The organism is Pelomonas sp. KK5 (assembly GCF_001984095.1).
GTDB lineage: Bacteria > Pseudomonadota > Gammaproteobacteria > Burkholderiales > Burkholderiaceae_C > KK5.
In genome coordinates this window covers 1-17,202 of the sequence record NZ_LYVQ01000143.1, presented here as the reverse complement: position 1 = coordinate 17,202, position 17,202 = coordinate 1, and the positions used below count along the sequence as shown (strand labels likewise).

Annotated in this window: 21 protein-coding genes and 1 pseudogene; 16 read left to right on the top strand and 6 right to left on the bottom strand. The window is 67.7% G+C overall.

All coding sequences use genetic code 11. The features are described 5' to 3' along the window. Positions 1-8 precede the first annotated feature (8 nt). Genes B0W88_RS20725 through B0W88_RS20710 form a run of 4 tightly spaced genes read right to left on the bottom strand, consistent with a single transcriptional unit; the run spans position 9 to position 5,204 of the window. Positions 9-1,196, bottom strand: a complete 1,188-nt coding sequence (locus tag B0W88_RS20725) for a CaiB/BaiF CoA-transferase family protein (RefSeq protein ID WP_077036531.1) — start codon at positions 1,194-1,196, stop codon at positions 9-11. A gap of 10 nt (positions 1,197-1,206) precedes the next feature. Then, complete coding sequence (locus tag B0W88_RS20720) at positions 1,207-2,064, bottom strand: MaoC family dehydratase N-terminal domain-containing protein (RefSeq protein ID WP_077036530.1); 858 nt, start codon at positions 2,062-2,064, stop codon at positions 1,207-1,209. A gap of 12 nt (positions 2,065-2,076) precedes the next feature. Beyond that, positions 2,077-3,168: a porin gene (locus tag B0W88_RS20715; RefSeq protein ID WP_077036529.1), complete on the bottom strand. Its 1,092-nt coding sequence runs from the start codon at positions 3,166-3,168 to the stop codon at positions 2,077-2,079. Positions 3,169-3,197: 29 nt separating this feature from the next. After that, on the bottom strand, positions 3,198-5,204 hold the full coding sequence (locus tag B0W88_RS20710) for a 4-oxalomesaconate tautomerase (protein ID WP_077036533.1): 2,007 nt from the start codon (positions 5,202-5,204) through the stop codon (positions 3,198-3,200). Positions 5,205-5,307: 103 nt separating this feature from the next. On the opposite strand from B0W88_RS20710, the gene B0W88_RS20705 reads away from it, so the two are divergent. Next, complete coding sequence (locus tag B0W88_RS20705; RefSeq protein WP_077036528.1) at positions 5,308-6,225, top strand: LysR family transcriptional regulator; 918 nt, start codon at positions 5,308-5,310, stop codon at positions 6,223-6,225. On the opposite strand, the gene B0W88_RS20700 is transcribed toward B0W88_RS20705, so the two are convergent. Continuing rightward, on the bottom strand, positions 6,222-6,968 hold the full coding sequence (locus B0W88_RS20700; protein WP_077036527.1) for an SDR family oxidoreductase: 747 nt from the start codon (positions 6,966-6,968) through the stop codon (positions 6,222-6,224). The two genes, B0W88_RS20705 and B0W88_RS20700, sit on opposite strands and share 4 nt — an antisense overlap. Positions 6,969-6,991: 23 nt before the next feature. Between B0W88_RS20700 and B0W88_RS33740 the strand changes: the two genes are divergently transcribed. From B0W88_RS33740 to B0W88_RS20635, 15 genes and pseudogenes are all read left to right on the top strand, one after another. Beyond that, complete coding sequence (locus tag B0W88_RS33740) at positions 6,992-7,165, top strand: hypothetical protein (protein ID WP_158080899.1); 174 nt, start codon at positions 6,992-6,994, stop codon at positions 7,163-7,165. Positions 7,166-7,224: 59 nt separating this feature from the next. Beyond that, on the top strand, positions 7,225-7,674 hold the full coding sequence (locus B0W88_RS20695) for an Hsp20/alpha crystallin family protein (RefSeq protein WP_077036526.1): 450 nt from the start codon (positions 7,225-7,227) through the stop codon (positions 7,672-7,674). A gap of 25 nt (positions 7,675-7,699) precedes the next feature. Continuing rightward, positions 7,700-8,092, top strand: a complete 393-nt coding sequence (locus tag B0W88_RS20690) for an Hsp20/alpha crystallin family protein (protein WP_083748939.1) — start codon at positions 7,700-7,702, stop codon at positions 8,090-8,092. A 16-nt stretch (positions 8,093-8,108) separates the two neighbouring features. Beyond that, the gene (locus tag B0W88_RS20685; RefSeq protein WP_077036525.1) at positions 8,109-8,648 is read left to right on the top strand and encodes an Hsp20/alpha crystallin family protein; all 540 of its coding nucleotides are present in this window, start codon (positions 8,109-8,111) and stop codon (positions 8,646-8,648) included. Positions 8,649-8,749: 101 nt separating this feature from the next. After that, a complete protein-coding gene (locus B0W88_RS20680) occupies positions 8,750-8,965 on the top strand; it encodes a hypothetical protein (RefSeq protein ID WP_077036524.1) in 216 nt (71 codons plus the stop codon). 60 nt (positions 8,966-9,025) lie between these two features. Then, positions 9,026-9,667 carry a hypothetical protein gene (locus B0W88_RS20675; protein WP_077036523.1) on the top strand — a complete coding sequence of 214 codons (642 nt, stop codon included), beginning with the start codon at positions 9,026-9,028 and terminating at the stop codon, positions 9,665-9,667. 134 nt (positions 9,668-9,801) lie between these two features. Then, on the top strand, positions 9,802-10,122 hold the full coding sequence (gene groES / locus B0W88_RS20670) for a co-chaperone GroES (protein ID WP_077036522.1): 321 nt from the start codon (positions 9,802-9,804) through the stop codon (positions 10,120-10,122). A 72-nt stretch (positions 10,123-10,194) separates the two neighbouring features. Then, on the top strand, positions 10,195-11,811 hold the full coding sequence (gene groL / locus B0W88_RS20665; RefSeq protein WP_077036521.1) for a chaperonin GroEL: 1,617 nt from the start codon (positions 10,195-10,197) through the stop codon (positions 11,809-11,811). Between the two features lies 1 nt (position 11,812). Further along, positions 11,813-12,148, top strand: coding sequence for a hypothetical protein (locus tag B0W88_RS20660; protein WP_077036520.1), 336 nt, complete (start codon positions 11,813-11,815; stop codon positions 12,146-12,148). A gap of 84 nt (positions 12,149-12,232) precedes the next feature. Further along, positions 12,233-12,421, top strand: coding sequence for a hypothetical protein (locus B0W88_RS33735; protein WP_158080898.1), 189 nt, complete (start codon positions 12,233-12,235; stop codon positions 12,419-12,421). Then, positions 12,370-12,645, top strand: coding sequence for a chromate transporter (locus tag B0W88_RS35330; protein ID WP_369973914.1), 276 nt, complete (start codon positions 12,370-12,372; stop codon positions 12,643-12,645). The genes B0W88_RS33735 and B0W88_RS35330 overlap by 52 nt, the downstream gene beginning before the upstream one ends. Then, a pseudogene (locus B0W88_RS20650) lies at positions 12,636-12,920 on the top strand (hypothetical protein); the annotation flags it as partial. The gene B0W88_RS35330 and the pseudogene B0W88_RS20650, both read left to right, overlap by 10 nt. 296 nt (positions 12,921-13,216) lie before the next feature. Then, positions 13,217-14,587, top strand: a complete 1,371-nt coding sequence (locus B0W88_RS20645; protein ID WP_077036518.1) for an ATPase domain-containing protein — start codon at positions 13,217-13,219, stop codon at positions 14,585-14,587. Between the two features lie 21 nt (positions 14,588-14,608). Next, the gene (locus B0W88_RS20640; RefSeq protein WP_077036517.1) at positions 14,609-15,049 is read left to right on the top strand and encodes a response regulator; all 441 of its coding nucleotides are present in this window, start codon (positions 14,609-14,611) and stop codon (positions 15,047-15,049) included. A 382-nt stretch (positions 15,050-15,431) separates the two neighbouring features. Beyond that, the gene (locus tag B0W88_RS20635; protein WP_077036516.1) at positions 15,432-16,028 is read left to right on the top strand and encodes a transposase; all 597 of its coding nucleotides are present in this window, start codon (positions 15,432-15,434) and stop codon (positions 16,026-16,028) included. Between the two features lie 462 nt (positions 16,029-16,490). On the opposite strand, the gene B0W88_RS33100 is transcribed toward B0W88_RS20635, so the two are convergent. Continuing rightward, complete coding sequence (locus B0W88_RS33100; protein ID WP_144006866.1) at positions 16,491-16,997, bottom strand: hypothetical protein; 507 nt, start codon at positions 16,995-16,997, stop codon at positions 16,491-16,493. Positions 16,998-17,202 lie beyond the last annotated feature (205 nt).

Sequence of the window (17,202 nt, the reverse complement as noted above, 5' to 3'; positions counted from 1 at the left end):
GGTCCATGTCAGACGGCTCCGAGCGCGTGGAGGTCGCGGATCGCCGAGGCGTCGAGGCCCAGCTCGGCCAGGATCGCATCGGTGTGCTCGCCCAGCGCCGGCACCGGGTCCATCCGCGGCCCTTCGTCCGAGACGTCCCAGGAGCCCGGCGGCAGCAGCGCCGGCACCGGCCCGGCCGAGGTGCCGACCTCGCGCCAGCGCCCGCGCGCCTGCAGTTGCGGATGCGCCCAGACCTCGGCCATCGAGTTGACCCGCGCATTCGCGATCTGGGCCAGGTCCAGCCGTTCCACCACCTGGGCCGACGTCAGCGGCTTGAACGCCTCGACGATCAGCGCGCGCAGCGCCTCGCGCTCGGCGACCCGCTTCGCGTTGCCGGCGAAGCGCGGGTCCTGCGCCAGCGCGGGCTGCTGCAGCACCTTCTCGCAGAAGTTCACCCACTCGCGCTCGTTCTGCAGCCCCATCATCACCGTGCCGCCGTCGCCGGCCGGGAAGGGCCCGTAGGGGTAGATCGTCGCGTGGCTGGCGCCCGTGCGTGGCGGCGGCGGCGCGCCGTCGAAGGCGTAGTACAGCGGGTAGCTGGTCCACTCGGTCAGCGCTTCCAGCATCGAGATGTCGATGTGCTGGCCGCGGCCGGTCTGGCCGCGTTGCAGCAGCGCGGCGAGCACATTGGTGTAGGCGTACATGCCCGCCGCGATGTCGGCGATCGACGGCCCCGCCTTGCTGGGTTCGTCCGGCGTGCCGGTGACCGAAACGAAGCCGGCCTCGCTCTGGATCAGCAGGTCGTAGGCCTTCTTGTCGCGGTAGGGGCCGTCGCTGCCGTAGCCGGAGATGTCGCAGACGATGATGCCGGGCTTCAGCGCCGAGAGCCGTTCGTAGCCGAGGCCCAGCCGGGCCGCCGCGCCGGGGGCGAGGTTCTGCATCACCACGTCGGCCTTCTCGATGACGATGCGCTCCAGCAGCTTGGCCGCCTCGGGATGCTTGACGTCGAGCGTCAGGCTTTCCTTGGAGCGGTTGGTCCAGACGAAGTGCGAGGCCAGGCCCTTGACCCGGCTGTCGTAGCCGCGGGCGAAGTCGCCGCTGCCGGGGCGTTCGATCTTGATGACCCGCGCGCCGAGGTCGGCGAGCTGGCGGGTGGCGAACGGAGCCGCGATCGCGTGCTCCAGCGTGACGACGGTCAATCCTTTGAGGGGCTGCATGTTTCGAGTCCTAGCGAAGGGTTGCCGTGGCGTCCATCGTCAGCCAGCCTTCGTGGTCCTGCGCCCAGAGGCGGACGGTCTTGCCGCTTCCGTCACTCAGGGAAGGCTGGCCGTTGACCCGGAACGGATGCAGGTCGAAGGTCGGCCGCACGGCCTTGAACTGGAAGCTGGCCACGTCCGCATCCGGAAGGTTGTGGCGCAGCAGGTCCATCAGCAGGGTGGCGATCAGCGGGCCGTGGACGATCAGGCCCGGATAGCCCTCGACCTCGGTGACGTACTTGCGGTCGTAGTGGATGCGGTGGCCGTTGAAGGTCAGCGCCGAGTAGCGGAACAGCAGCACGTCGTCGGGCACGATCTGGCGCTGCCAGACAGCACCCGTGGCGGCCGCCTGCGGGGGCGGGGCCACATCGTCGGCACGCTGCGCCTCGCGGTAGACGATGTCGTGGTGCTCGGTGAGGGCCGGTCGGGTGTCATCGTTGCAGCGCAGCTCGTGCCGCACCTTGACGAAGACCAGCGTGCCGGTGCGCCCGGTCTTGCTCTTCACGTCCGCGATCGTCGAGGTGCGCGAGACGCGGTCGCCGACGCGCACCGGCGCGTGGAACTCGAACTGGCTGCCGGCCCACATGCGCCGGGGCAGCGGCACCGGGGGCAGGAAGCCGCCGCGCTTCGCATGCCCGTCGGCGCCGATCTCGGATTGCCGGTGCATCGGCAGGAAGTACAGCCAGTGCCACAGCGGCGGCAGCAGGCTGCCGGCCTCGATGGCCGCCGCCGGGTGGTCCAGCGTGGCGCGCAGCGCGGTGATCGGCGTCGGGGCGATGCGGTCCTGCAGCGTCTCGCTGCGGCCGATCCAGTCGGTCAAGTTGTCCATCGTGTCGTCCGATCAGAAGTTGTGGCGCATGCCGACTTCGAAGCCCCTGGACGAGCCGCCGCCAGCGAGTCCGGCCGCGCCGCCGGGCACGACGAAGGTGGCGGCACCCTTGTTGTCGATGAAGGAGGCCGTCGTGTAGAGCGCGCTGCGCTTGGACAGGTCGTAGACATAGCCCAGGGCGAACTGCTGCGCATCGTTGGAGTCGATGGACGTGGCGCCGACCTTGCCCGCGAGATTGGTGCGGTTCCAGGACAGCTTCACCGTGCCCTGGCCCAGCGGTACCCACAGGCCCAGCAGCGTGTTGGTCTGCTTGGCGTTCATCTGCTTGAACTGGCGCAGCGCCAGCGAGACCTGCACGAGGTGGAAGTCGTAGCTGCCGGCGATGACGCGGTCGGTGAACGCATGGCCGCCCGATGCGGCCGTCAGGTTGTTCTCGGTGCGAGAGGCGGTTGCGGAGATGTTGAAGTCGCCGTGCGTGTAGCCCAGGCGCAGGCCGGTGTACTTGTTCTGCCCGCTGACGGTGGTACCGCCTTCGCCGGCCGACAGCATCACGCCGCCTTCGAGCCCGCCGAGACCCGCCGGCAGCAGGTACTCGACCGCGTCGCTGCTGCGCACGGTCGTGGCCAGGCCGGTGCCGAAGGCCGACTTGACCGGGCCGGTCGGCGTCGTCGTGATGAAGTTGTTCGAGCCGCCGGCGCCGACATAGGCGAAGGGGTCGTAGCGGTTCCAGTTGATGTAGTTCAGCACGTAGTCGCGGCCGAGCCGGATCTCGCCCAGCGTCTTGCTGGCCAGCATCACCGTGGCCCGGCGGTCCCAGAACTGCGTGGCGACGACCTGGGTGCCGCTGTCCAGCTGCAGGCCATGCTCGAGGTGGAAGCCGGCCGACAGCCCGCCGCCCAGGTCCTCAACACCGCGAACGATCAGCTTGCTGGTCGAGTTCGAGCCGCTGACCAGCGACTTGACCGAGCCGCGGCCCTCGTTGGACACATAGCGCCCGGCGGCATCCGCCACGCCGGACAGCGTGACGCTGCTGGTCTGCGCCTGCGCGGCTGCGCCGAGGGCGAGCAGCACCGCTGCCCCGAATCGTTTGCCATCTCGCTTCATCTCTTGTCTCCGTTGGTTTGCTTGAAAAATCAGTCCGCGGTGAGCCGTGCCTGCTGCACCACCTGCTTCCACTTGCCCAGTTCCGCCTTGACGAGCGCGCCGAATTCCTCCGGCGAGCTGGCGGCGATCTGCGTCCCGTGCGCCTGCAGCCGGCGAGCGATCGCGGGATCGGCCAGCACGGCGTTGAGCGCGGCGTTGAGACGGGCGACGATGTCGGGCGGCGTCCGGGCCGGCGCGAAGACGCCGTACCACTGCAGCACCTCGACGCCGGCGATGCCCAGCTCCTTCAGCGTCGGCACCTCGGGCAGCGCATCGAGGCGCTCCGGTCCGGCGACGGCCAGCGCCTTCAGGCGCCCGGCCTGGACGTGGGGCAGGGCGGTGAACAGGCTGGGGAACATCAGCTGGCAGCGGTCTTCCAGCACGTCGGCGACGGCCGGCGCCGAGCCGCGGTAGGCCACGCCCTGCAGCTTCACGCCGGCGTTCAGCCGGAACAGCTCGGCGGCGAAATGCGGGGCCGTGCCGGTGCCGGCGGAGGCGTAGCGCCAGGTCCGCGCGCCCATCGCCAGCGCCTTGACCGATGCCGGGCCGGTCGCCGCGTTGGCGACCAGCAGCGTCGGCGAGTAGCCGATGCGGCCGACCGGCGCGAAGTCCGACACCGGGTCGTAGCCCAACGCCTGCAGCGCCGGGTTCATGCCGTGGGTGCCGATGTAGCCGAGGATCAGCGTGTGGCCGTCCGGCGCGGCCGTGGCCACGTAGTCGCTCGCGATCGTGCCGTTCGCGCCGGCGCGGTTGTCGACGACCACCTGCTGGCCCAGCAGCGTGCCGAGCTGCTCGGCGATGGCGCGGGCCATCGCATCGTTGCCGCCGCCCTGCGAGGTGGGAACGACCAGCGTGATCGGCTTGCTCGGGAACTCGGCGGTGTCCGCCGGCTGGGAGAACACGTAGTCCGGCAGGTGCAGCTCGCCCTGGAAGATCTTGCGTGCGGTGCGGACCAGCGCGGCGCGTTCGATCGTGGCGGCCTCGCCCTCGCCGTCGACCTTCACCTCGACCTCGATGCGGCCCTGCGGATGCAGCACGGTGAGCTTGCGCACGCCGCGGATCGGCAGCTCGGACGAAGCAACCGTGCCGGGCAGCGCGAAGGCGGTGGCCACGCCGATCGCGCCGGTCACCGCGTGCGAGGCATGGCAGCGCTTCGGCGTGAAGTAGCGCGAGCGGATGCTCGATGCATCCTCGCCCGCGCTGACGATGACCGGCTTGGGCACGACGCTGGTGGAGACGTCGCCCAGGCCCATCAGCTCGCCGGCGGCGCGGCGCAGGCTTTCGAGCTTCTCGAGCAGTGGCAGGTTCGCGTCCAGTTCCGCCGGCGACTCCGTGCCGGCCAGGCCCAGCTCGGCGGCCTGGACGATCATCAGCGGCATCGCCGCGTCGATGCAGGTCAGCCGGACGCCGTGCAGTTCGTCGACGCGCCGGCCCGTGGGAAACAGCTTGCCGGTGATCGCGCCCCAGGCGTCCAGGAAGTTGAGGCGGATCGGCGCGGCGGTGCCGGCGACGCCGTCGATGCTGGTGAGCCCGTCGTAGCGGATGCGGCGGTTCGGGGTCAGCACCGTCACGTCGATGCGCGACTTCGTGTTGACGTTGAACACCCGCACCGTGGTCTCGCCATCGTCGGCATCGACCAGGCCCTGCTCGAGCGCGAAGGGCACGACGCCGCTGAGCATGTTCCCGCAGTTCGGGCGCGTGTCCACCGAGCTCTGACCGACGCCGACCTGGGCGAACAGGTAGTCGAGCTGGCAGCTGGGCTCATTCGAGCGCGAGACGATGGCCACCTTGCTGGTCAGCGAATTGCCGCCGCCGACGCCATCGACCTGCAGCAGGTCGGACGCGCCGATGGCGCCGATCAGCGCCTGGTCGCGCAGGCGCTCGTCCGCCGGCAGCCAGTCACGCAGGAAGAAGGGGCCGCGGGAGGTGCCGGCGCGCATCAGCACGCAGGGCAGGGAGCGCAGGGGCGCAGAGAACGTGGAAGGAGAAGAAGCCATGACCGAATCGTCGGCCAATGACTGATGCAGGGGAATTGCTTAGTTATGATCGATTGATCCGTGAAACGCATCAATACGGCATCAATACCGAGGGGTTTCCACGATGGCGATCAACTTCGACTTGAACGACCTGCTGGCCTTCCGGGCCGTCGCCGAGCAGGGCAACTTCCGGCGCGCGGCGGAGTCGGTGCACATCTCGCAGCCCGCCTTCAGCCGGCGCATCGACAAGCTCGAACAGGCGCTGGGTGTGAAGCTGCTGGAACGCACGACCCGGCGCGTGACGCTGACGGCGGTCGGGCGAGAGTTCGCGCGCAAGGTGCAGCAGATGCTCGACGAACTCGACACGACGCTGCTGGGCATCCGCGGCCTGGGTGCCACGCGCTTGGGCGAAGTCACGATCGCCTGCGTCCCGTCGACGGTGTACTACTACCTGTCGCGCGTGATCGTCCGCTACCGCGAGAACAATCCGAAGATCCGGCTGAAGGTCTTCGATGCCGGAGCCAACGCCGTGCTGAATGCCGTAGCCCGTAGCGAGGCGGATTTCGGCGTCAATTTCATGGGCAGCCAGGAGGCGGACATCGAGTTCCATCCGCTGCTGGAAGAACGCTTCGTGCTGGCCTGCCGGCGCGAGCATCCGCTGGCGAAACGGCGTTCGGTGACCTGGAAGGACCTCGCGGCCTACGACTACATCACCGTCGCGAAATCATCCGGCAACCGGCTGCTGCTCGACCAGGCGCTGGCCGGCGTGCCGGGCCGGCCGGACAGCATCTACGAGGCCGAGCACGTCACGACAATGCTGGGCCTGGTCGAGGCGGGCCTGGGCATCGCCGCGGTGCCCTCGCTGGCGATGCCGGGCAAGGACCATCCGCTGCTCGTCAGCGTGCCGCTGACCGAGCCCGCCGTGACGCGGCAGGTCGGGCTGATCCGGCGCAAGGGCCGCACGCTGTCGCCGGCGGCGCAGCAGCTCTATGACTTCTTCGTGGAAATGAAGATGCCGGCGGCGGCCTCGGCCCGGCGTTAGATCGTCGGCACGGTGCCGCCGTCGATCAGGTGTTCGGAGCCGGTGATCGAGGCCGCGCGCGGGGAGGCCAGGAAGGCGATCAGGTCGGCGACTTCCTCGGGCCTGGCCGGTCGGCCCAGCGGAATGCCGCCGAGCGACTGCATGGTGATGCGCTTGCCGCCTTCGTAGTCCGTGCCCGCCTGTTCGGCCAGCCGCTGCGCCAGGGCCACGGCGGCTTCGGTCTCGATCCAGCCCGGCGCGACGCTGACGACGCGCACGCCCCGCGGCGTGACTTCCTTGGACAGCGCCTTGCTGTAGGTCGTGAGCGCGGCCTTGGCCGCGGCGTAGGCGATCGTCGATTCCGGCAGCGGCAGCAGGCGCTGGATCGAGCTCACATGGACGATGACTCCGCGGCCGCGCGCCAGCATGGCCGGCAGCAGCGCGCGGTCGAGGCGGACTGCCGGCATCAGGTTCTGGTGCAGCTCGCGCGTCCACTGTGCGTCGTCCAGCGCCACGAAGCCGCCGGCCGGGGCGCTGGAGCCGCCGAGCACGTTGACGAGGATGTCGACGCCATCTCCATGCTGGAGGACCGAGTGCGCGACCTCGGCAGCGCCCTCGGCGGTTGAGAGATCGGCCGCGAGGTAACGGACGCCGTCGAGCGGATTCGCGGGCAGCGTGCGCGCGGTGGCGATGACGTCCACGCCGGCTGCGCGAAGCACTTGCACGACGCCGACGCCGACGCCGCGTGTGCCGCCGGTGACCAGCGCGCGCTGCCCGCCCCGGTGCCGTGCCCAGCGCGGACGAACTGGAACGGCGCCGGCTCAAGGCGCTGGAGCCGGGCATTACCCATGTGGAATGGGGCCCGAATGGCGAGGTGCTGATGCCGGGCGAACCGCAGCTCCGCCACCCGGAGGCCGCCTCGAAAAAAACGACTCTTGAAATCTCTTTGGCCCGCTCCTAACTAGGGTGTGACCGGCCGGATGTCCCGGCCGGTGAACACCACTGAACGGAGATCAAGCCATGTTTCATTCATTGCTGACCCATCCGAACAGCCTGTTCGGACAATTCGACCGCCTGCAGCGCGAGCTCGACGACATCTTCGGCACCTCGGGGTTGCCCAGCAGCATCCGCTCGGTCGCCAGCGGCACCGCGCCGCAGATCAACGTGGGGCGCACGCCCCAAAGCGTGGAGATCTACGCCTTCGCGCCCGGCTTGGACGCCAGCAAGATCGAGGTCACTCTGGACCGCGGCGTGCTGCGCCTGGCCGGCGAGCGCGTGCAGCCGGCCGCCGACGGCGAGCGCAGGCGCTTCTACGCGCGGGAGCGCGCCACCGGGCGCTTCGACCGCAGCGTCACGCTGCCCGATGACGTCGATCCCGACCAGGTCAAGGCCAGCTACCGCGACGGCGTGCTGCAGATCAGCATCGCGCGCCGCGAAGCCGCCCAACCGAAGCGCATCGCCATCCAGTAATCGCCTTCATCCAGGAGCCACCATCATGAGCAAGGAGATCACCCAGAGCAACAAGCAACAGACGGCCCTGGACGGCACCGCCAACGAACGCGCGGTGACCCCGGCCGTGGATGTCTTCGAGGACGAGACCGGCATCACGCTGCTGGCCGACATGCCCGGCGTCCCCCGCGACCAGCTCGAATTGCACGTGGAGGGCGACACGCTCCTCATCGAGGGCCGGGTCCAGCCGCAGACGCCCAATGGCCTGGAGGCCATCTACGCCGAACTGCGCGTGCCGCGCTGGCGCCGCAGCTTCACGCTGAGCCGGGAACTCGACACGTCCAGGATCGACGCCAACCTGAAGGACGGCGTGCTGACGCTGCGCATCCCCAAGCAGGCCCACGCGCAGCCCCGGCGCATCGCCGTCAACGCCGGATGACCGGAGGGCCGAAACCATGACCAAGCTGACGGAACAGTTGAAGCATGGCGCCGGCCAGGCCTGGGAATCGGTGACGGAGGGCTGGCGGGAACTGGGCGCGCGGGCCAGTGGCGCATTGACGCGTTTCTGGGCCGAGGACGTCAAGGCCTCCAACGCCTCCGACGCCGGCGGCGACAAGCCGGCCGCGGCTGACGTCAGGGACGGCAGCCTGCCGCCCTCTCGCTGGGCCTTCCTGGCGGTCGACGTCTACGGCACGCACGACAAGCTGGTCGTGCGTATCGAGGCGTCCGGCATGGCGCAGGAGGACTTCCAGATCGAGATGGGCGCGCCGGAGACGCTCAGCGTGCTGGGCCGCAAGCGCTATGACCCCGTGCGGGCGAACAGCAGCTATGCCTTGATGCAGTGCGCCTACGGCACCTTCCGGCGCGACATCCAGCTGCCGGTGCCGGTGGACGTCGATCGAGCGAAGGCCAGCTACGTGGCCGGCGTGCTCCGCATCGAGCTGCCGCGGCAAGAGCCGGTGCCGCATCGCCGCATCGAGGTGCGCGGCGCCTGAGTCTGCTCATCCGCCGCCAGCAGTGCCCACGACCGTGGGCACTGCTTTCGCACGCCACGGGCTGGCGCCGCGAGGGACAGACCTGCAAGTGCTGACAGGCCATGAATCCAGTCGACATCGAATTGACCGCGCAGGAGCGCGAAGCTCTGTATTTCATTCCGCCGGCGCCCGGGGGGCGCGTCGTCAGCGAAGCGATCCAGATGAGCCTGCAGCAAAAAGGGCTCGTGACGCCGCCCCGAGAGGACGGCAGGCGCTGGCTGACGCTGATCGGCGACCAGATCCGCCGAGGCCGAAGACAGGCCGGCCGCCCCCCTTGATTTTTGGCGCGGATCTGTCATAAATTTCCGCCGTCTGTACGAGTTTCCATCTGCTAGACCATGATCTTCGACATCATCCGGCAGCAGGTGGGGGTCTTGCGCAGGCCTCTGGCCGCCGTCGTGCTCAGCACGCTCCCGCGCAGATCTTCGCCCTTGCTGCTGCTGCTTCATTGGCATGGCTTCGCAGTCGACGAGCGGCAGCGCGCGCCGCCACCCGATGTGGCCGGCCCACGGCGGCAGGCGCCGCTGCCCAGCTCGGTGCTGCAGATCAACCTGCCCTGGAACCAGCTGGCGCAGATCGACGAGCACATGCTCGACGCCGCGTGGCAGCTGGGCGCGTGGAATCTGGTGCGGGAAGAGCATCGGGGCTGCTACGTCGTCGGCGCGTCGGCACGGGAAGCGCTGGCCTGCCGCCAGGCCTTCGGCGACAACCCCTTCGATCCGGCTGATGGCGCGCATGTCGCCGTCGAGGCGCCGGACCGGGCGTCGATGCGCGACATCGCGGCCCGGCTCGGCTATGTGCGCTGGCTCTTCAGGCCGGTGGCCGATGGCCTGTGGCGTGGGGCAGGGCAGGACGACAGCCTGTTGCCCGATGGGCGCCGCCTCCCGCCGTGCCCGGTGGCGCCCATGCCCGGCGTGGGCACGCGCGTCTCGCGCAGCAGCTATCAGCTCGGCCGCATGGATCGCATCGTCCTGCTGTGAACGCGAGCTCTTGAAAACTTCCGCGCCGACTCTAGATCACTGACCGGCCGGAATCGGGAGCGAGGGTGTCGCCACCTCCCGCCCGGATTCCGCCATTTTTTGTCAATCATCTGCCATCTGAAAGGAGACCCAAGATGCAAATCCGTCCCCTCTACGACCGGATCATTGTCAAGCGCATCGACCCGCTGCGTCAGACCGCCTCCGGCATCGTGATCCCCGACACCGCGGCCGAGAAGCCCGAGCAGGGCGAGGTCATTGCCGTCGGCACCGGCCGCCTGCTGCAGGACGGTTCGGTGCGGCCGCTGCAGCTCAAGCCCGGCGAGCGGGTGCTGTTCGGCAAGTACGCGGGCCAGACGGTCAAGCTCGACGAGCAGGAACTGCTGGTCCTGCGCGAGGAAGACGTGCTTGGCGTGATCGAAGCCAGCGCCGCGGCCCCGTCCCTCAAGGCCGCGTGAAGCGGTTCGTTCGTTCATTCATTCATTCATCGCACCCATCCCTCAACTTCAAGGAGATTCAAGGAGAACACCATGGCTGCCAAGGAAGTCCATTTCCATGACGAAGCCCGTGCCCGCATCGTGAAGGGCGTCAACATCCTGGCCGAGGCCGTCAAGGTCACGCTCGGTCCCAAAGGCCGCAACGTCGTGCTGGAGCGCAGCTTCGGCGCGCCCGTCGTCACCAAGGACGGCGTGTCGGTCGCCAAGGAGATCGAGCTGCGCGACAAGCTCGAGAACATGGGCGCCCAAATGCTCAAGCAGGTCGCGTCCAAGACCGGCGATGTCGCCGGCGACGGCACGACGACGGCCACGGTGCTGGCCCAGGCCGTCGTGATTGAAGGCATGAAGCTGGTCGCGGCCGGCATGAACCCGATGGACCTCAAGCGCGGCATCGACAAGGCCTGCGAGACCGTCGTGGCGGAGCTGAAGACGCTGTCCAGGCCCTGCTCGACCAGCAAGGAGATCGCGCAGGTCGGCGCGCTGTCGGCCAACTCCGATGCCGCCATCGGCGAGCTGATCGCCCAGGCGATGGAGAAGGTCGGGCAGCACGGCGTCATCACGGTCGAGGACGGCAAGTCCCTGGAGAGCGAGCTCGACGTCGTCGAGGGCATGCAGTTCGACCGGGGCTACCTGTCGCCCTACTTCATCAACAACCCCGAGAAACAGGTGGCCGTGCTGGACGACCCGGCCATCCTGCTGTGCGACAGGAAGATTTCGAACATCCGCGAGCTGCTGCCGGTGCTCGAGGAGGTCGCGAAGGCGGGCCGGCCGCTGCTGATCGTGGCGGAGGATGTCGAAGGCGAGGCGCTGGCCACGCTGGTGGTCAACAGCATGCGCGGCATCCTGAAGGTGGCCGCGGTGAAGGCGCCGGGCTTCGGTGACCGCCGCAAGGCCATGCTCCAGGACATCGCCGTGCTCACTGGCGCGACCGTGATCGCCGAGGAAGTCGGCAAGCAGCTCGAGAAGGCCACGCTGGCGGACCTCGGGCGTGCGCGCCGGGTCGACATCCACAAGGAGGCCACGACCCTCATCGACGGCGCCGGCAAGCCCGAGCAGATCGAGGCGCGCCGCAAGACCATCGAGGCCGAGATCGAGAACGCCACGTCCGACTACGACCGCGAGAAGCTGCAGGAGCGCCTGGCCAAGCTGTCGGGCGGCGTGGCCGTCATCCGCGTCGGTGCGGCCACCGAGGTCGAGATGAAGGAGAAGAAGGACCGCGTCGACGATGCGCTGCATGCCACGCGCGCCGCCGTCGAGGAAGGCATCGTGCCGGGCGGCGGCGTGGCGCTGCTGCGCGCTCGCCGCTCGCTGGACGCGCTGCGGGGCGCAAACGCCGACCAGGATGCCGGCATCGGCATCGTGCGGCGAGCACTGGAAGCCCCGCTGCGGGCGATCAGTGCGAATGCCGGCGACGAGCCGTCCGTCGTCATCGAGCGTGTACTGCGCGGCGAGGGCAGCCACGGCTACAACGCCGCCACCAGCGAGTACGGGGATCTGCTGGCCATGGGCGTCATCGATCCGACCAAGGTGACCCGCTCAGCGCTGCAGAACGCCGTCTCCGTCGCCGGACTCATCCTGACCACCGATGCCACGGTGGCCGAGCAGCCGAAGGAGTTCAGGTCGCCGGTGCCGGCCGACGCGGAGTACTGACATGGACCAGCTCACGACCACTTCGCGCCACGCACGCTCGGCGACGGCAGTCGGGCATTGGAGCAGGACGGCGGGCGAGAGGGCGATTGCCAGAAGCAGGCAGTTGCCCGCCTTGCTCCAGCCCGGGTCGCTTTGCGCTGAGGAGCTTCAGGTCTTGCGTGCATGGCTGGCGGGTTCGGCGGCGATGCGACCGGAACAGGCCCGGCGCCTGCTGGAGCAGGCCCTCGACGGCCGTCAGCTGGTCCACGAACCGGCCCTGCACTGGCGGGCCGTGAAGGCCCGCATTGCGGGCAGCTCCAACTGGGCGCAGATGGGATTCCGGCTGGTACTCGACTAGCGCCAGATCGCCATTTGCGGTCGCGCGCGCCGGGTCGCCCCTGGCACCCGGCGCGCCATCATCAAGACAACGAGGAGTTCGATCATGGACCCTGCACAGACATCCCGCACTGCGGGGCATCGCGGCCAGGCAGACCGGGCCCGCAATCTCGAGGCGCTGCAGTTGCAGGCCTATCTTGCTGCCCGCGAAACGATGCGGCGTCTCAAGCGCTCGTCCGGGCCGTGCTTCGCGCGCGACTGGCGGCCGAACCGGAAGTCGATCGGCGATTGTTGATTCGGCGGGCCGGCCGGGCAGATTGCGATCATGCGGGCGCGCTCTTGGTGCTGCCTTCGCTGTTCATCCTGATCGGCCTGTCCTGGGTCTACATGGCCCATGGCCAGGTGCCCGCCGTCGCCGGCCTGTTTCATGGCATCAAGCCCGCGGTGACGGCCCTGGTGGGCCATGCGGCATCGGGCTGGTCAGGTTCTTCGGCAGGCAGGGCACCGTGGCACCGCTGACCCGCATCACGGCGGCCGTGGTCGGGGTCATTGTGAATCTGGCGGCCTTCTTCGCCTGGCACGTGCTGTGGCCACAGGGCCCGGGCGGCCCCTTCGACTGGGGTGCGGCGCTGATCGGACTGGCCGCGGCGATCGCGCTGTTCCGCTTCAAGGCAGGCGTCATCCCGGTCGTGCTGGCCTCGGGCCTGGCAGGCCTGCTTGCGCAGCTCGCAGGCTCTTGGCTGTCCACGCGCTTCGCCGCGGCGACGGTCTTCTCCTGCATGCATGTGGACTGAGGCATCTGCGCGTGGAGGCTGGCACATCGATTGCCGAGAAGGTCCGATCAGCCCGGAAGCGACGACGACTGCCGACGTCATGAGCGCCGCCGTGGCCTCCCGCGGGACACAACACCTGCCCTGTCCGAGCTGATTCGTGCATCTGCGCCACGCCAAGCGTGTCGCAAACGGGTTTGGCTCGACAAGCTTATATTTCCGCAGAACCGGCGGCCCGCGTCAGGCGGGGCTTAGGTTCGGATCGCTGGGGCGCAACAGAAGATCAAATCGCCATGCCGACAGGAGAACATGTGACTGCGATGAAGAGGCTGCCGACTGCAGTGCCAGGTCTTGACCAGATCCTGCATGGGGGCCTCTTCGAGGGCGGTGTGTACATCTTTGAAGGTCCGCCCGGCGTCGGCAAGACGACGCTGGCCAACCAGATCGCGTACCAGGCCCTCGCCAAGGACGGTACCAAGACGCTCTACATCACCTTGCTGGCGGAATCGCACTCGCGGCTAGTGCAGCACATGCAGGGCCAGACCTTCTTTCGCCCGGAGGCCGTCAATTCCTCGGTGCTCTATGTGAGCGCGTACCGCGAATTCGAGGAACACGGCCTCAAGGCCATCATTGACCTGGTCCGCGGCGAACTCTCGCGCCACCAGGCATCGCTCTTCGTGATCGACGGGCTGGTGGTCGAGAACCAGGAAGTCGGATCGAACGAAGGGATCCGGCAATTCGTGCACGGCCTGCAAAGCGTGGCCTCGGCGATGTCCTGCACGGGTCTGCTGTTGACCAGCGGCGGCAATCGGGCGCTGAACGCCGAACAGACGATGGTCGACGGCATTTTCGCCTTCGAAGACTACGTGTATCAGTGGCGCACCGAGCGGCGGATCCAGATCCGGAAGTTCCGGGGTAGCGCCGTCGAACGCGGCAAGCATACGTTCTGCATCACCGACCAGGGCCTGCAGTTTTTCCCGCGCCTTGAGGGCCTGGAGTGGAAGGCCCAGGACACCGAACTGGATCGGCGGCTTGCACTGGGCATCGAGGGCCTGGACAGCAGCGTCCTGCTCGGAGGCGTGGCGCAGGGCAGCAGTACCGTCATCGTTGGCGACAGCGGAGCCGGCAAGACCTTGCTCGCCCTGAGCTTCGCGGCGCAGGCCTCGCCGGACGAGCCTTGTCTGCTGATGACCTGTGCCGACTCGCCGCGGGATCTTGTCCGCATCGGGCAGGAGTTCAATCTCCCGATATCCGAGGCCATCGACGATGGGGCGTTGGAGATCCGCTGGGAACCGCAGGAGGACGAGGGCATGGACGAGATCGGCCACAAACTGCTGCGCCTGGTCGAAGAGTCCGGATCGAAGCGCTTCGTCATGGACAGCCTGGCCGGCCTGGCGGACACGGTGGCCTTTCCTGAACGGGGCTATCGCTTCGTCGGGCGGCTGCTGCGCGAGCTGAAGGCCCGCGGCGTGACGACCCTTTTCACACTTGATCCGGCCGCGCTCCAGGCGGCGGCCGGCAAGGCGGCGGCAGATGGCCTGATGGCATGGTTCGACAACGTGTTGGAGATCTCGCGGACGGCGCAAAGCGACGGCGCCCGCGAATTGAACATCAAGAAGATCCGGGGATGCAGGGTCACGCGCGCCAGGTTCCAGCTGGAACTCGGCGCTTCAGGCCTCACGGCCTCCTAGGCGGTCGAAGGATCATCCGCGATGAAACTTGTGATGTTGGTCGAAGACGAGTACGGCAACGCCGAGGTCATGCAGTTGTTGCTCGAATCCGAGGGCTACCGCGTGACATCCGCCTCCAACGGAAAGGCCGCGCTCGAACTGCTGGCCGGCGAGAAACCGGCGGCCATCCTCGCGGACTTCATGATGCCGCACATGACCGGGGGAGAACTCGGCACGGCGCTGCGGGCAAGCCCGAACCTCAGCGACATCCCGTTCATCATGGTCAGCGGCACGCAGGAGGCTGTTGTGCGGGAGACCTTCGCGGACTACGACGCCTTCGTGTCCAAGCCCTTTGTCGCGGAGGGACTGCTCAAGTTGCTGGCCCACTTCGTTGAGAACGGCCGTGTGGTCGAGAAGCGAGACCCGGAGGTCGAGCGCACGCTGCGTCGCCTGCTCCATGGCATGCGAATTCCACCGACTTGACCGTCTCCTCGAGCGACTCCGCGGGAGCGATCCCGTGCCGATTGGTGACGGGACTTGCGGGATCGGCTTCGCGTATGGCAGGCCGGGTAGCCCCCCGGTCTCCGAGATGGAAGGATGCCCATGACTGATCCCACACACATGCAGCGACTCGTCATGGGCATTCTCGAGTCTGCTGCAGCCGAAATCTCCGGCACGCAGGCCTTCAGCAATGTCCTGGCCTTCATCGAGCGCAATGAACTAGGCTTGGCCATGCTCTTGCTCAAGGATATGGGCACTGAACGCAAGGTCTCGCACGACTACTGGTGGCAACTGCGGAAGGCTGCGGAGATCGTGGGCAACCGAACGCTGCAACTGGAGTGCGGCAGGCACGTCAAGTCGTTCGATGCCTGCGGGCACTACCTGGCGAGCATCGAGACGGCAACAGTTCCATGCCCAGGATGGGCACCCGCAGCGCCACCTGCGCGACTTCCGTGGCATCCTGCAGGCCGATGCCTTCGGGAGATGGAATGCGCTCTACGACAGCGGTCGGATCGTCGAGGCCGCACGCTGGGCCCACGCGCGACGACCGTGGTGGGGCCTGTATGAACAGCACCGGGATGTCACCGGGCTGGTCGCGCAGGCGCTGCGTCACATCCAGGGCTATATGCCGTCGAAGCAGACGTCCGCGGTCACCCTCCCGAGGCACGACGCGAGCAGCGGCAGGCACGGGCCGGTCCGCTGCTGGAGAAGTTCCAACGTGGCTGCAGGGTGTGCTGACCCAGATGTCGGCTCGCTGCTCGGTCAGCTCAAGAAGCTGCCGGGTCTGGCCTCCGCCGTCGCCGTTGCGGCCAGTGGTTTCGGACGAGTCGAAGACGAGCAGAGATCGTTAGTCGCGGGCTTTGATCTGCATCTCGGCAAGCCCCTGGCCATTGACGTGCTGGAGGCTGGCATTCAAGGACTTTTGGAGCGGAGAGAGCAAGGGCACCCTCCGCCAACGTGAGCGACCCTGTAGCTGCCGCTCGCCGATGTCTGGAGTTGGCCGGGTCCGGGTACCGGCTCGCGACCCGTTGCGGAAGTAGCCGGCGAAGAGTTCATTGCCTCGAAGCTGTCGTAGGCCTGCGCCTCGGGAATCTGCTGCAGCGATTTCTGATGCAACGGGCCTGCGACGTCCGCGAATTGTTGCCCTACCGCTGGACGCCGCCGGCCTGTCCGAACGCCGCGCTCCGGTCAACCTGTGTTCGCCGACTGCTTACATCGCGCCTGATGATTTCCTGCGCGAGCGCCGTGATGACGTTCGCTGCTTAGCTGGCACTCAGAGGATTTCGGGACCTTCATTGAACTCGATCCTTGCGCAGCCAAGGAGGCGCCAAGCCAATCCTTGGCGTGGCGTCTTTCCATAAACCAAGAGCGACACACCGCGTCGTAACCTAGCGCCCTGCGCTCTTGTCACGCAGGTCCCGGGCTAAGGCAGAGTGACGTCTCCGTCGCTGCCACCAAGAGAACAAGTTCCCGAATCAGCCTTGGCTGTGGCGCTCACAGCCAGGTGCAGCACGCCATTTTTCGGGACGGCAACCTTCTTCCCTTGAGGGAGATAGATGCGATCCGTTTCGTCTGCCTTGCGCGCCGGCTCGACCACCGCCCCCGATGGCCGGCTGAGCACGACCTTGCTAGTCTCGGAACTGCCAACCTTTACCGAAGCCATGCCCGTGACGGCTCCTGAGTTCTGCGTGAACGTCGCCGAGGTCGCGTAGACAGACAGAGCTGTCACTGACCAGGAACCATCATTCCCCTTCACGGCCTCGCCGGAGACGTTGACTCGGAAGGCGCCGGCGACGCCAATGCCCTCGCAAAGCGCACCGATGCCACCGAGCCACGATTGCTCGAACGGTGCAGCGCCAGCTGATCCGTGCAGTAGCAAGAGCACCAGGTATACGGTACTGAAGGCCGCCGTTCTCTTCGATTTTCTCATCGCTGACCCTTTAGAAATAGATGCCCAGCTTAGATCTTGCTGTACAGCAGCTGACTGAATGGTTCTTCACATCCGCAGACTTATGGATAAGCCGCCTTCTTAACCCCTCTTCATGGATCACTTGGCGTCCTACCTGCATTGAAATCTCGGCGTAGCGACATGAGGCCGCAATGCTCTGCGGGTTCGAGATCGCAAGGGGACTGAT